The organism is Nocardia flavorosea, from assembly GCF_015477805.1.
Classification (GTDB): domain Bacteria; phylum Actinomycetota; class Actinomycetes; order Mycobacteriales; family Mycobacteriaceae; genus Nocardia; species Nocardia flavorosea_A.
In genome coordinates, this window is record NZ_JADLQL010000009.1 from 25,930 (window position 1) to 38,737 (window position 12,808).

General features: G+C 65.6%; 15 protein-coding genes. 6 read left to right on the forward strand and 9 right to left on the reverse strand.

Annotated features, from left to right (window positions below; translation table 11 throughout):
* Nucleotides 1-326: 326 nt before the first annotated feature.
* From IU448_RS28480 to IU448_RS28495, 4 genes are all read right to left on the reverse strand, one after another.
* Nucleotides 327-1,433 carry a winged helix DNA-binding domain-containing protein gene (locus IU448_RS28480; protein ID WP_324188745.1) on the reverse strand — a complete coding sequence of 369 codons (1,107 nt, stop codon included), beginning with the start codon at nt 1,431-1,433 and terminating at the stop codon, nt 327-329.
* A gap of 268 nt (nt 1,434-1,701) precedes the next feature.
* Nucleotides 1,702-2,733, reverse strand: coding sequence for a Fic family protein (locus tag IU448_RS28485; RefSeq protein WP_228814587.1), 1,032 nt, complete (start codon nt 2,731-2,733; stop codon nt 1,702-1,704).
* 248 nt (nt 2,734-2,981) lie between these two features.
* The gene (locus IU448_RS28490) at nt 2,982-3,713 is read right to left on the reverse strand and encodes a response regulator (RefSeq protein ID WP_195058826.1); all 732 of its coding nucleotides are present in this window, start codon (nt 3,711-3,713) and stop codon (nt 2,982-2,984) included.
* Complete coding sequence (locus tag IU448_RS28495; RefSeq protein ID WP_195058827.1) at nt 3,710-4,816, reverse strand: sensor histidine kinase; 1,107 nt, start codon at nt 4,814-4,816, stop codon at nt 3,710-3,712. Before IU448_RS28495 ends, IU448_RS28490 begins: the two co-directional genes overlap by 4 nt.
* Before the next feature lie 217 nt (nt 4,817-5,033).
* On the opposite strand from IU448_RS28495, the gene IU448_RS28500 reads away from it, so the two are divergent.
* A complete protein-coding gene (locus tag IU448_RS28500; RefSeq protein WP_195058828.1) occupies nt 5,034-5,441 on the forward strand; it encodes a DUF6223 family protein in 408 nt (135 codons plus the stop codon).
* Between the two features lie 493 nt (nt 5,442-5,934).
* Here the strand turns inward: IU448_RS28500 and IU448_RS28505 are convergent, their stop codons facing one another.
* The 3 genes from IU448_RS28505 to IU448_RS28515 are packed head-to-tail and all read right to left on the reverse strand — an operon-like array spanning nt 5,935 to nt 7,812.
* Nucleotides 5,935-6,351 (reverse strand): hypothetical protein, encoded by a 417-nt coding sequence (locus tag IU448_RS28505; RefSeq protein WP_195058829.1) that lies wholly within the window; start codon nt 6,349-6,351, stop codon nt 5,935-5,937.
* Nucleotides 6,341-7,495, reverse strand: a complete 1,155-nt coding sequence (locus tag IU448_RS29280; RefSeq protein ID WP_228814588.1) for a DUF6973 domain-containing protein — start codon at nt 7,493-7,495, stop codon at nt 6,341-6,343. The genes IU448_RS28505 and IU448_RS29280 overlap by 11 nt, the downstream gene beginning before the upstream one ends.
* Nucleotides 7,496-7,539: 44 nt before the next feature.
* Entirely contained in the window at nt 7,540-7,812 is a 273-nt protein-coding gene (locus tag IU448_RS28515; RefSeq protein ID WP_195058830.1) for a hypothetical protein, read from the reverse strand.
* A gap of 455 nt (nt 7,813-8,267) precedes the next feature.
* On the opposite strand from IU448_RS28515, the gene IU448_RS28520 reads away from it, so the two are divergent.
* The 5 genes from IU448_RS28520 (at nt 8,268) to IU448_RS28535 (ending at nt 11,902) form a co-directional block, all read left to right on the forward strand.
* Nucleotides 8,268-9,701 carry a DUF4041 domain-containing protein gene (locus IU448_RS28520; protein WP_195058831.1) on the forward strand — a complete coding sequence of 478 codons (1,434 nt, stop codon included), beginning with the start codon at nt 8,268-8,270 and terminating at the stop codon, nt 9,699-9,701.
* A gap of 13 nt (nt 9,702-9,714) precedes the next feature.
* A complete protein-coding gene (locus tag IU448_RS28525) occupies nt 9,715-10,080 on the forward strand; it encodes an effector-associated constant component EACC1 (RefSeq protein ID WP_195058832.1) in 366 nt (121 codons plus the stop codon).
* 5 nt (nt 10,081-10,085) lie between these two features.
* Nucleotides 10,086-11,378, forward strand: coding sequence for a caspase, EACC1-associated type (locus IU448_RS28530; RefSeq protein WP_228814589.1), 1,293 nt, complete (start codon nt 10,086-10,088; stop codon nt 11,376-11,378).
* Between the two features lie 99 nt (nt 11,379-11,477).
* Nucleotides 11,478-11,612, forward strand: coding sequence for a hypothetical protein (locus IU448_RS29485; RefSeq protein ID WP_267467291.1), 135 nt, complete (start codon nt 11,478-11,480; stop codon nt 11,610-11,612).
* Entirely contained in the window at nt 11,609-11,902 is a 294-nt protein-coding gene (locus IU448_RS28535) for a helix-turn-helix domain-containing protein (protein WP_195058834.1), read from the forward strand. The genes IU448_RS29485 and IU448_RS28535 overlap by 4 nt, the downstream gene beginning before the upstream one ends.
* Nucleotides 11,903-11,975: 73 nt before the next feature.
* Here IU448_RS28535 and IU448_RS29285 read toward each other — a convergent pair whose 3' ends face one another.
* Nucleotides 11,976-12,131 carry a hypothetical protein gene (locus IU448_RS29285; protein ID WP_228814591.1) on the reverse strand — a complete coding sequence of 52 codons (156 nt, stop codon included), beginning with the start codon at nt 12,129-12,131 and terminating at the stop codon, nt 11,976-11,978.
* A gap of 14 nt (nt 12,132-12,145) precedes the next feature.
* The gene (locus IU448_RS28540; RefSeq protein ID WP_228814593.1) at nt 12,146-12,589 is read right to left on the reverse strand and encodes a hypothetical protein; all 444 of its coding nucleotides are present in this window, start codon (nt 12,587-12,589) and stop codon (nt 12,146-12,148) included.
* Nucleotides 12,590-12,808 lie beyond the last annotated feature (219 nt).

Consider the following 12,808-nt stretch of genomic DNA (forward strand, 5'->3'; position numbering starts at 1 on the left):
ACCAGCAGCGTAGGCCAAAGACGTAGTTGGAGATCATGCCCAGGAACTGGGTGGCTGCGAGGTCCGCGTCCTCGGCCCGCACCCAGTTCGGGATCATCGGCGGCGTGATCGGCTCGACCACCTACGCGCAGGACGCCTGGCGGGCTCCGCAGGGCTGCTGATCCGACGGGGGCCGCGGGGGGCAGCCTTTTACCGGGTAGGTGGCGTCGAGCCATCGGCGAACGAAGTCCGGCCGATTCGGGAGTGCGGCCGGCCACTGACCCACGGTCCTCCAGCAACGCCCGATACACACCGCCAGGATCAACCCACGGATCAAGCACGGAATACTAGGCCGCCCGCGCACGCACCGAGCCCAGCCCTGCCGCACGGGCTACGCGATCCGTTGCGGCGTCGAGCTTCTTCGGCAGCGGCGCACTGTCGAACATGCTGACGACCACCTCGTCGCTCTTCAATTCCCAGGTGCCCGCGATCCGGCCGTTCACCACGACGATCGGTGCGATCCAGCCCGCGGTCCGGCTGACCAGCGCGCGGTGCGCCTTCGGCAGCAGTTCGGTGTCGCCGGTGCCTGGGCCCAGCACGTACTGGTCGAAGGGGCCGAGCAGGTGCACCGAGGTAGTCGGTTCGGTGGCGGCGAGCTCGTCGGCGTGTTCGGTGAGCACGTAACCGGTGCGTCCCTCGACCTCCACCGACGTGAGCGCGTCGCCGAGCTCGGCGAACCAGCCGCGCACGGTGGTCTTGCGCAGACTGTTGCGGCTCAGCCAGGCGTCGAAGATCTCCGGCGTCGCGGGACCGTAGGCGCCGAGATACGCGGTGATGGCGGCCCGAGCTGCGCTATCCGGTTCGGCCAGTCCCGGCCAATCGGGGATCAGCCGCGCGGGACTGGTGAAGGTCACCTTGTTGCCGCGCGTCGGCCCGTGGCAGATCGCGCCCTGCCAGGCCAGCGGTTTGAGCAGCGTGCCCCAGCCCGAGCGCAGTTCCTTGCCCAGTTTGTGAAACGCCTTGTCGGCGAGCAGCGCCTCCACCAATTCCTCGCGGGTGAGTTCGGCGTCGCCGAGTATCCCGCCCACCGCCTCGGTCAATGTGGCCACCTCCGTGGGAGTGGCGCCGAAAGTGCGCTGCCACGAAGGCTTTTCCCAGACGCGGGCGGACGCTATGAGCGGGAGCACGGCGGCGGCACCCGCGGGTGTCATGGCGTGCAGGGTGCCGCGCATGGCCCAGGTCTTGATCAGCGTGCGGTTCGACAGCGCGCTCACCACGGCACCGTCCTCGGGCGCGGCGCTGCGCAGCGCGACCGCGGTCTCCGCCGCGGAGGTGACCTGTGCTTGCACACCGCACAGGCGTCCGACGAGCTCAGGCACGCTCGACGCGGCGGGGGGCGCGACGAATTGGCGGGCGAGCCGCCAGCCGAAGATCTGTTCCCACGTGACGCGCACCCAATCCTCCTGTGTCGAACGTCGGTCGTGCTCCGGCACGCTACACCGGCGGTCCGACATTCCGACCCGGCGTGACAACACGGTCGGGCCGCACCAGGCGCTCGGCGACCGCATGCCGCTTATCGAGTTTTTCCGCTGGTCGCAGCATGTGAAGGCCGCGCTGGGCACTCGCGCTTGCGTTCGACTTCGATCGGCTGCGTATTCGAACTGTGAGAAGACCCTGTCATCGCCGGCGCTGACACCGCGCCGGTGTCGCGCGAGCAACGGCTCAGGTTGCCGCCTTCTTGATTCGTGCGCCGAGTGCGTCCAGTTCGTCGAGGACGAGCCCGGCGCCCCATACCTGTTCCCTCTTCCGATTCGTGAGAGGGCGCAGCACTCCGGCCTCGTTCAGTCGATCGATAGCGGCGTAAGCACTACTCGTGCTGAGCCGGAGCCGGTCCGAGACGTCTTCCGCGGTGATGACCGGCATGGCGATCAACGACGCCATGATCTTGGCGGCTGCACTGTGGCTGCGTACCGGACCTGTCAACTCGCGCCACTGCTCCGGAAAGGCGGCCAGATAGCGTGCGGTCCTGCGGGATTGAGAGGCAGCGATGCGTGAACCGGCTGTGAACGAGTGCATCAGTGGTTCCGGGTCGCCGCTTCGGTAGGCAGAGAGATCGTCGAAGTAGCGGTCTCGGTGGGCTACGAGCGCTGAGGCCAACGGCACCACAACGGTGTTCGTCACAGTTCGCCGCCGGAGCACACTGTTGATGAGCGCTCGACCGATACGGCCGTTGCCGTCGGTGAACGGGTGGATGGATTCGAACTGTGCATGAGCGATCGCAGCTTGGGCCAGTGCGGGGACGTCGTCCCGGTTGGCGTACCGGATGAGGTCTTGTAGGTATTCGTCGACGGTTTCCGGCGGCGGAGGAACGTAGAGGGCCTCGCGCGGTGAGTACTTGCTGCCTCCGATCCAGTTCTGCATATCGCGGACGCGTCCGGCGTAGTCGCCGTCCGTGGGGTCGTCCCGCATGAGTTCGCGGTGGGCTGCCGCCAGGTCGGCCAGTTCGATTCTTCGGGTGGTGGTGACCTGGGTCAGAAGTACGTCGGTGGCCGTCGTCGCGGCGACCATCAACGTGGCCGATGGGTTGGCTTTCACGCCGTGTAGGGCTCGCGCATAGTCGTCGACCGCGGCGTCGATCTCCTCGATCCGCGAGGAGGCAACGCACTCGGCGCGCAGCAGTAGAGTTCCGAGAGCGCCGAGTATGGCCGGGTGCTCGGCGTCGAGTGCGGTGATTTCCTGTAACGCTGCTTCCATGTCGGCGGAGAGGCGCGAGGGCAGTCGAACGTCGGAGTCTGCGATGAATGGAGGGAGGCTGACCTCGACTTCTCGCATTGTCCGGTCGTCACGGGTCCCGCCCCTGAACTGCTGGTGCCATGGGACCGCCCGGCGCTCGTGCGGGGGCCAGCCTGGGTCTGGGGCTCACCCCGGGTAGTGGACACCGAGTTAGCAGGATCATTGGTCCTGCGGAAGGATGTCTGCTGTGTCTCGGAAACGCCGGTCGTTCAGGGCACGTCGGGTGCCGTACGGCCCGCGACGCGCTGAGACGGCCGCCGCTCGTCCTCCGCGGGCCGGCTTCCGCGCGGATGCACCAGACCGGATTCGTAGGCGAGGACGACGAGCTGGGCCCGGTCGCGGGCGTGCAGTTTCGTCATGGCCCGATTGATGTGGGTTTTCGCGGTCAGTGGGCTGATCACCATGTGATCGGCGATCTGGTCGTTGGACAGGCCCTGCGCGACCAAGGCTACGGCTTCGCGTTCCCGATTGGTCAGATCCCGTAGCCCGGTCTGAGTATCTGGGCTCAGCGGCGGCCGGGTGACGTAGCGGTCGATCAGTCGGCGGGTGATCGACGGTGCGAGCAGCGCGTCGCCCCGGGCGGCGACCCGGATGGAATGCAGGAAGTCGTCCGGGTGGATGTCTTTGACCAGGAACCCGGCCGCACCGGCGCGCAGCGCTTCGTAGACGTACTCGTCCAGCCCGTAATTGGTCAGCACGACCACATGCACGCCGGTCAACGCCGGGTCCGCGGCGATACGCCGGGTGGTCTCGATACCGTCGACGACCGGCATCTGGATGTCGACGAGCGCGATATCCGGCCGGTACTGCCGGACGGCTGCCAGGCCCGCGCTCCCGTCACCGGCCTCGGCCACCACCTCGATATCGTCCTCCAACGCGAGCAGGGCCCGGAAGCCACTGCGGATCAGCGGCTGGTCGTCGATCAGGATGACCCGGATCATGCCGTGTGCTCCACGGGGAGTTCGGCCAGGACGCGGAAACCGCCCTCGCTGCGCGGACCCGCCCGCAGGCTGCCACCGAGCGCGGCGACCCGCTCGCGCATCCCGAGCAGCCCGACGCCGGGAGCCGGCGTGGTGCCGGGTGCGGCCCTGCCGTTGTCGTCCACGCGGATCACCAGTGCATCGGGCCGGTATTCGATTCGAACCCAGGCGGATTCGGCGGCGGCGTGCCGGGCGATATTGGTCAGTGATTCCTGCACGATGCGGTAGCCGGTCCGATCTACCGTGGCCGGCAGATCCCGGTGCCGCCCGTCGATCGTCAAGGTCGCGGCCAGACCGGTCGCGCGAGCCCGCTGTACCAGGTCGGCGACCTCGGCGAGGCCGTGCGGCCGGCTTGCGCGATCATCGCGCAGAGCTTCCAGGGTCGCGCGTAGCTCCCGGGCGGCTTCCCGGCCGGCCTCCCGGATCGCCAGCAAGGCCTCCGGAACCTCCTCGCCGCGTTTGCGGGCCACATGGACGGCGGCCTCGGACTGCACCTTGATCACCGAAATCTGATGGGTGAGCGAATCGTGCAGCTCCCGCGCGATATGCAATCGCTCTTCGTCGGCGCGCCGCCGCGCCGTCTCTTCCCGGGTGCGTTCGGCCTCGTCGGCCCGCCGCTCGGCCTGGCGCAGCGCCTCACCCGCCGCCGCGGCCGCGATCAGCCAAGCCAGCTCGAGGGCGCCGCGGGCCTGCGCGAACGCCTCGCCCAGATCGTGCACCGAGACCAGCACCGCCAGTGGCAGCGCGGCCACCAGAATCACCGCCGCCAGCGCGGCGGTGACCCGCCGCCCGGCCCGGACCGCGGTATAGACCGCGATGAGGAACGCGACGGCCGGCACATCGAATCCGGTGGCCTGGTAGCCCAGTGCGCAGAGCCCGGTCACGGCCAGGACCGCGTCCGGAGCCCGGTGCCGTGCGGCCAATACGAGACCGCTCGCTGCCAGTAGGAGATAACCCCAGGGCTCGAGCCGCGTGACCGAGTGCTGCTCGGAGAGCCCGGCGAACACCAGAATCGCCGCCACTGCGCCGGCGATCGCCCAGTCGCTGATGGTTCTCCGGCTCATGCGTGCACCCTATTCGGATTCTCGCCGGTGCGAATCCCGCTCACGGAGGATCCGGGGCCTACTGCACCCGCAGTACATCCGCTGGTCCGCAGTACAGTCCGAGCGCCCGGCTACCGCACCGGTGGCAGCGCGCATTGTCTACCGCCGCACGATGTCCGGCGGTGCGGTCACCCCGCATGATCGGACGAGTCCCGTCGACTCCATCGAGGAGCACACCATGTCCGTACGTCACCTGCTCGCCGCCGTTGCAGCCACCTCGTCCGCTGCTCTCGTACTCGCGCTACCGGCCGCCGCCCATGCTTCCGTCGAGCCGAACGTTACGGGTATGACGTCCGGTCGGGTGGGTCCCAGTCTGACCGCGCTGCTGGGACTGATCGCCGTGATCAGCGGTGTCCGGGCACTGACCCGCTCCGGAAGGCGAAGCGGCGCCGGGCCGACGACTGCTGTCGTGGTCGTGCTGGCCGGCCTGGTCAGCGTGGTCGCCGGAGGGCTGTTCACTGCCACCGCCGACGGCGGGCCGGGTACCGGCAACGGCATAGTCGCCGCTGTTATCGCGGTGGTGCTCGGACTGGCCGGCACCATCCTCGGCGGCCTCGCGCTGGCTCGCTCCCGCCGCACCGACTGAGATCACGGCATCCGGTCGTGGGCGGTAAAAAGCAGCAGTTGGTCGCGGTGGGCGAACAGTGAGGTGATCATCGGGTCATCCGGGAGCTTCGCGCCGCCACCGTCTCGCGTCTGCTGGCCAGACCGGCGATTCGGGCGGGCCCTTGGGCGCCACAACAACGGTGGACAGCAGCGACCCATATGCCGCGAGGTGTTCCGAACCTTTGTGAAGTTGTCGAGCCCGGCCACATCCGGGAGCCGGAACTCATCGAATATGTCCGCGCCCAGGCCTCTCACTCCAGCCTCGACCTCCGCTGCCGTGTGGAACGCGACCATATGGCACACGACCGGCGAGTACCCGAGTGACCGCAGCAACCGGGCACCGTCTATCGGGTGAAACCCGCCGCGATTCGGTCAGCGGAGCCAGCAGGTCAGCCACAACCCGATTCACGGCCGCTATGGTACGCCCGGCATCACGGAAGCAAGCTGTGGCTTCCTCCCCCCGTGCTCGGTGACTATTCGGACATCTCGAGCAGCGCAGGGTATCCATCGGCGGTGATTCGAACACTGCTGGAGTACTTACCGGGCTGAAGGAGATCGGGGATTACGTAGGCCGCCCGAGCGACCTCGCCGTTCCTGAGGAAGACGAGGATATTGCCCTGTTGCATGAACGTCTCGTCCATGTCGATCTTCCCCCCGACCTCGCGCTCGACGTAGTCGCGGGAGACCGGCTGGTGCGACACATAAACGGAGTCCCAATCGCCGCCGGTCAGCTCGTGGAGGCTGACAGACCCGCCGTTCTGGCGGAGGTCGGCCAGTTGGGTCGACAGTGTCCGGTCTTCTTCCAAGGCAACCCCTTCATCATCGGAACACGCAGTCAGGGTCAGCGCAGCGCATACGAACAACGTGAGCAGTACCGTCTTAGCTGTCATACGTGCCGTAACTTTCGCCGTCGCTTCCCGGGTTGTAACCGCCCGAGGTGAACTCCGTGTCGGTGGGGGGAGGTTTGGTGCCCCCTGTCGCCGGCGGCCCTTCGGCGCGGCCCGTCTCACCGAGGGCGACCTGGTCGCTCGGCGTCAGCATACCGTCCGGTCCGACGACCACCATGTCCCCGCGGAGTACCGCTTCCTTGACGTATGTGGCCAGTTCCTCGGGGCTGGCGTCGGGGTGTTCGGCAGCGATTCTGCGCCCCACCGCATTGTTGTGAAGGTCCATCGCTTCGGCGGACGCCGCATTGGTGTCCACCCCCTCGTGGGCGTTGGTGTACTCCTGTGCGAACTCGGGTCCGAACCGGTTGGCCAGCATCGCGTTCCAGTACGCGTGCCGGAACGCGTCCGAGTGTCCATCGGTGATTCCCGCGCTTTCGAACACGTTCTCCGACTCGTGAATCGCGGTCTTGTAGATGCCGTAGGCATCGCGAGCGCCCATGAGCCCGAGATCGTCGAGTAGACGCGCTTCCTCGGCTGTCATCTTCTGGCTGCCGAATGGCCAGCTGAGTGGTGGTTTCGGCCAGGTTGTCATGCCATCGGGGTCGACGGGGACGTTGAAGCGAGCGAGGAGATCGTCGTGGAACAGCTTCGCGAGCATTTGTCGCCGATTGTTGGTCGACTGCTCGTCGATGAAGTTTCCTGATCCGAGCAGGTCACCCGCCGCGCGTATCAGCCCGGCCTGGTTCAGGATGTCGATCTGAAGCCGGGAGACCTCCTGGACCAGCGCATCGTATGCGACCCGGATCGCATCTTGGTGGGTCTTGACCTGCGCCTCGTCGGTTCCGTGCACGGTCCAGTCGTCGTCCACGCGGAGACCCGCCTCTACTGCGTCGTCGGCCTTGCCGCGGAGTACGCCGCGAAGAGAAGTCAGGTCGGTTGCCGCGTTCTTGATGATCCCCGGCACGTCGGAGATCTCGTAGTAGACGCGACGGGATTGGCCGTGGTCTTCGGAGATGCGCTCGTACGCTGCGTTGTAGGCGGCCCCCTGCCAATGGGTTCCGGCGTCTGTGAAGTAGTTGCGGGTGCTGTCGATGGCCTGCATTGCCTGCTCGTTGATGTTGTTCAGAGCGTCGGCCCAGTCGTTCATGGCTGTGAGGTCCCAGCGCTCCAGCTGGGATTTCGAAATCTTCATCAGCTCTGCGCAGGCTTGAAGTCGAGTTCGTTCATTCTGGCCGCGAACCCTTCATCGGTCATGCTCATGTCGTTCGCGCATGCTCTCGTCGCTCCGGCGACAGCCCGCATCCGGTCGGCGATTCGTAGGTAGGCGCCTTCGGTCTTCTCGACCAGTTCGGCGAACGACTGGCCAATCTCGACCCCGGGCAGTGATGGGCTCGGCCTGGTACGGATGTCCAGATCATCGATCGCGGTGCCGTTCTGTTCGAGCTTCTGCGCAAGCTCGTTCAACTTGTCTATGTCTGCCTGTAACAAGGTGCCCTCCCTATGCCTTGCGGCAGTGCCGACTCGGAACTGCGGCCTCGACCACACCGCCTTCGAGCCGGGATTCAGCCTACCAAGGCTGCCCGGACCGAACGACCGGCCGAACCGGGTTTCCGCCCCTGCCCATAGCCGTCGGCCTCGTACTGTCCTGGCCGGTAGCGTGATTCGATCGGAGTCCGGTGCGGCGGGGATAAGCCACCGGGATTGCCATCATGTGGACTGCCGCACGGCCATCCCCAAGTCCCTCTGAAGAGTCGTGTTCATCTCTGGCTCGGTAGGGTCGTGACCTTGGCTGGCCGGTCGGTGAGCTCGACCGCTATCGGGACTCTCGGTTCGTTCTGGTGTGCCATCTTTCGAGATTCGCTGTGCAAGCCTCGGCGTGAGCTGGCATGCTCGAAAGGCCAACTGAGACAAGGGGGATCATGAGCAGGGTGTCACCGGACTGGTATCCCGACCCGCAGAACGAGGGCTTCCTGAGATACTGGGATGGGCAGGCGTGGACGGCGGATCGGAGGGCCGTGTCCACGAAGCATGCCTCTCCCGGTGCTTCGGACGAGTCGAAGGTTCCGCTGTTCGGGGCTCGCGCCTACGCGAAGAGGCAAGCGGATGAGCTGGCTGAGGCGCTCGTCGAAAACCGGTGGCTACGTGAACAGCTGGAGCAGATCGGCGGCCTCGGTATCGGCGACCTGCAGCGGCTGCAGGCTCAGCTCGAGGCGCAGATCGCCGAGCATCAGGCAGTGCGGGACGACCTGGTGGAGCAGGTGGTCGATATGCGGGAGCAGCACCTCCTTCAGGAGATCGGGATCTACGAGTACCGGCATCCCCTGTCGGACTCCGTCGCCTACCGTGACGAGTTGAGGCGTCTACAGGGCGAGATAAAAGCCCTGGCCCGTCGCGACGGCGGCGCGATAGAGGCGCCGAAGGCATGGGTGGTCGAGGGTTCGGTCACCGATGGCCGCAGAATGATCCGTGAGTACTCGAAGTTGATGTTGCGCGCCTACAATGCAGAAGCCGAGAACCTGGTTCGTAGCCTGAAACCGTACAGATTGCGCAAGACGCTCGACCGTTTGGACCGGCTCGCCGACACTCTCGAGCGGTTCGGCGCGACCATGCAGCTTCGGATTGCTCCTGAATATCACCGGCTTCGTCGTCGCGAGTTGGAGCTGACCGCCGATCATCTCGAATTGCTGGCACGTCAGAAAGAGGCGGAGCGCGACGAACGTGAGCGGCTACGAGAGGAACGCCGGGCGCAAGAGGAACTGGCTCGAGAGCAATCGAAACTCGAGCAGCAACAGGAAAGAGACCGCCAGGCTCTTTCTGGCCTCGAAGCTGCGGGGAACGCAGAAACGGATGCCGCGAACGAGCTAAGGGAACGGCTGGCGGAGCGAGATCGGGCCATCGCTTCCATCCAGGCTCGGGTGGACGATGTTCGCGCCGGATATGTGTATGTGATCTCCAATATCGGCGCGTTCGGCCCAGACGTGGTACAGATCGGGTTGACCCGACGGTTCCATCCGTACGAGCGGATCAGCGAACTCAGCAATGCGTCTGTGCCGTTCAAGTACGACGTTCACGCACTGTTCTTCGACAAGGACGCCGCCGGAATCGAAGCCGAGCTTCACCGCCGACTGGAGGACAAGCGCATCAACAAGGTCAATCGGCGGCGTGAGTTCTTCCGCGTAACGCCCACCGAGGTTCGAGAACACCTCCGGGAAGTGACTGATGAACTGCTCGAGTTCACCGAGACCCCGGAGGCCGATCAGTACCGCCAGAGCCGCAATGCCCAGCAGGGTACGGCGCGGCCGCAATCCGGAGCGAAAACCCGCAATCCATCCCCGCCCATCACGTTGACCTGAAGGACGGAAAAGTATGACGCAATCTGTGGACCAGGTAACCGTCGCAACGAACGGCAGCGCCGACGATCTCTTCCAGCTGCTCGAATGGTTGAACGACAACGATCAGCTGCGCGGCAGGGTAAAGATGCCTGCTGAGAAAGTTCGTCCCGGCCAGATGGGGGGACTGACCGATGTACTGATCGTCGCGGCCGGCGCGGGTGGAGTCGCCACCGCGCTCGCCAGGTCGCTGACCACATGGTTCACTGTCCGGCGGTCCAAGATCGCCGTAACCATCAAGACCGGTACGGACTCCGAGATCACTCTCGATGCAGAACGAGTCAAGATGCCGGAAGTTACGCAAGCGCTGCAGTCCATGCTGGAGCAGCTCGACAACCGGTAGACGCGATGCGGAATCGGAACGGTTGGCGTGCCGCACTCATCGGGGTGAGCCGGTACGCCGATCCTGAATTCCCGGACATTCCGGCCGCCGGCAACAACGTCCGCGACCTCGCCCGAAGTTTGACCGCGCCGGGGGCGCCGTTCGACGAGGAGCACTGCACTGTGCTCAGCGATCCCGGGCAGAGCACTGAGGTCGGAAAGACTGTGGCCGCCGCGGCGCGTGACGCCGAGGATGTCCTTGTCGTCTACTACACCGGCCACGGTGTGGTGGACCGGCGCGGACGCTTGTACCTGGCCCTTCCCGACACCGACCATGAACAGCCCGAATGGAGTTCGGTGGCATTCACGGCGCTGCGAGATGAGCTTATGGACAGTCCGGCCCGCGCCCGGATCCTGATCCTGGACTGTTGCTTCTCGGGACGTGCGTTCGAAGCGATGAGTTCACCAGAGGCCGTGATCGGAGGACAGATCGATATCAGGGGGACCTACACCATCACGTCTTCTGCGAGGGACGAGACGTCACTCGCGCCTGAAGGTCACCGCTATACGGCTTTCACCGGTGCGCTGTTGAGCGCCGCGGCAGATACTGGGCTGACCCTCGATCAGCTCTATCAGAGGGTCGATCGGATGCTGCATCAGAACAGCCAGCCCAGGCCGCAGCGACGAAGCGTCAATATCGCCGGCGAGCTCCGCCTGTTCACTGCTCCTGGCCCCCAGTCGAACATAACCGCAGATGTTCCGAAGGCTCCGGGGACGGCCGCGAATAGCGAGTCTCTGTTCGAAAGCGCGCAGCACTCGGCTGACCAGGGAGATACTGTCGGAGCAGAAGCTCTGTGGCGGCGTGCGGCGGCACAGGGCCACCTCGGTGCAATGAACAATCTCGCCAATTTGCTTGTCGCGCGTAGACAGTCCGCTGAAGCCCTCGACTGGTACCGCAAGGCCGCTGAGGCGGGTAACCCCGACGCGATGGGTAATCTGGCCAACCTGCTTTATGAAGCACAATTCTTGGAGGACGCCGAGCGTTGGTGGCGGTTCGCGGGAGAAGCCGGGAGTGCCGACGCAATGTACAACCTGGCAGTCATGCTCGACAGGACGCTCCGGTTCGACGATGCCATCATCTGGTATCAGCGGGCGGCGGAAGCCGGCCACACCGACGCTATGCATAACATGGCGATTCGGCTCCGCCTCCGCGGGCACATCGATGACGCCGAGTCCTGGTGGCGCAGGGCCGGGCACAAGCGTGCACAGCGCGCCAACGTCAAACCGCGTGGCCCGGTCTCCCAGACGCAATCCCGGTAAGAATCTGTGCGTGTACGCCTTTGCGCGTGACGATTGCTGCTGCGGCTCGCTGCGCTACTCGTGCTTCCCGAGCCTGCCCTGTGCTGTTGGGTTTGACACGTGGCGGTCGGTGTCATGTTGACCGGCGGCGACAAGACCGGGCAGGGGAAGAGCTGGCATGAGCAGGCGATTCCTCGCGTGGAAGAGCTGTACGCGGCGTATCTGAAGGAACGGGCGGAGGAGGAAGGGCGATGAGTAGCTTCTCCAAATGGGATCGTGAAGGCTATCGCCGCCGTGTGGGCGAAGAGGAGGCCACGCGCCGTCGTCGGTCGATCATGGCTGAGCAGTGGGGTTGCCAGCTTGCCGAGGAGCGGAAGCGGCTGGGGTTCACGCAGGCGGGTTTGGCCGAGATCATGGGAGTCAGTCCGGGCCGGGTGTCGCAGATCGAGCATGGTGAGGTCGCGACGGTCGAAGTTCTTGCCGCGTATGTTTCCGCGCTGGGCGGAAGCTGGAGCTGCTGGCGGATATCGGTGGGCATCTGCTGAAGATGGCGACGTGAGGTGACTGCCTCCGGCAGTGGGCTGCACCGTAGCCACCCGGGGTGCTGCTCTGCGTACTTCAGCGCCAGTGCGGAAGCCGGAGAAGGTTGGTTCTCTCGATGGGTGGAAGCCCGTCGTCGAGGCTACGCAGCCGGGTATAGATGGCGCGCATCGCGGCCTTGTCGGGGATGTGTTGTCCGGCCGCTGCCTTCTCCAGGATTGTCAGTGTGTTCACCAGCCGGATCGTCCCTACGGCGCGACCACTGGACTGGAGTCGTTGCAGGCGGCGGATTTCAGCTGTTGCTGTGCGGGCTCCGGGGCCGTCGTCGATGAGAACCGTGACGGTCTCCCCGGCTTCCGCGGCGACGACTGCGTGCGCGATGACCATGGTCTCGCCCAGGTCTTTCGGGGATTGCACGCGTTGTTCATGGGTTGGCGGGTGATTCTGTGCACCGCAGCGGCGAGTTCGGGCGTCTGGTCGTCGGAGAGCACCTGGATCCAGGTGGGTGTCAGTTTGCGCCAGACCGTAGCGGCGGCGCGGAACCGTGGATCGTGCCGTGACTTGAGCAAGATCTCGGTTTGGACGGTCTCCGGAGCGCTGATCCGGCCGAGGACGCCGATGAGCAAGCGTTCCTTGTTGATGGAGAAGAAGTTCAGGCCGGGCCCGGCATCGATGATCGGCGGGTGGCTCACCTCGCATCCTTCGCTTGGGCCGCCGGATCATCGGATTCGTCGCCGGGGCTGTCGAGGGCTGCGTCCAGGGCGGCCAGGTCCACTTCGACGTCTGAGGTTCCCCCGCATTGCTGGAGGGCGGAGTAATCAGGTTCCGGACGGAACCGGGTGATGGTAGCTCGCTTCGAACTCGTCCGGTGATCGCCAACCCAGCTTCTTCTGGATGCGCTGGCTGTTGTA

Coding starts and splice junctions, on each gene's coding strand:
- IU448_RS28485 (WP_228814587.1), bottom strand. CDS start 2,733: ATGGAAGCAGCGTTACAGGAAATCACCGCACTCGACGCCGAGCACCCG.
- IU448_RS28505 (WP_195058829.1), bottom strand. CDS start 6,351: ATGACAGCTAAGACGGTACTGCTCACGTTGTTCGTATGCGCTGCGCTG.
- IU448_RS28535 (WP_195058834.1), top strand. CDS start 11,609: ATGAGTAGCTTCTCCAAATGGGATCGTGAAGGCTATCGCCGCCGTGTG.
- IU448_RS28520 (WP_195058831.1), top strand. CDS start 8,268: ATGAGCAGGGTGTCACCGGACTGGTATCCCGACCCGCAGAACGAGGGC.
- IU448_RS29280 (WP_228814588.1), bottom strand. CDS start 7,495: ATGAACGACTGGGCCGACGCTCTGAACAACATCAACGAGCAGGCAATG.
- IU448_RS28495 (WP_195058827.1), bottom strand. CDS start 4,816: ATGAGCCGGAGAACCATCAGCGACTGGGCGATCGCCGGCGCAGTGGCG.
- IU448_RS28525 (WP_195058832.1), top strand. CDS start 9,715: ATGACGCAATCTGTGGACCAGGTAACCGTCGCAACGAACGGCAGCGCC.
- IU448_RS28530 (WP_228814589.1), top strand. CDS start 10,086: ATGCGGAATCGGAACGGTTGGCGTGCCGCACTCATCGGGGTGAGCCGG.
- IU448_RS28500 (WP_195058828.1), top strand. CDS start 5,034: ATGTCCGTACGTCACCTGCTCGCCGCCGTTGCAGCCACCTCGTCCGCT.
- IU448_RS28490 (WP_195058826.1), bottom strand. CDS start 3,713: ATGATCCGGGTCATCCTGATCGACGACCAGCCGCTGATCCGCAGTGGC.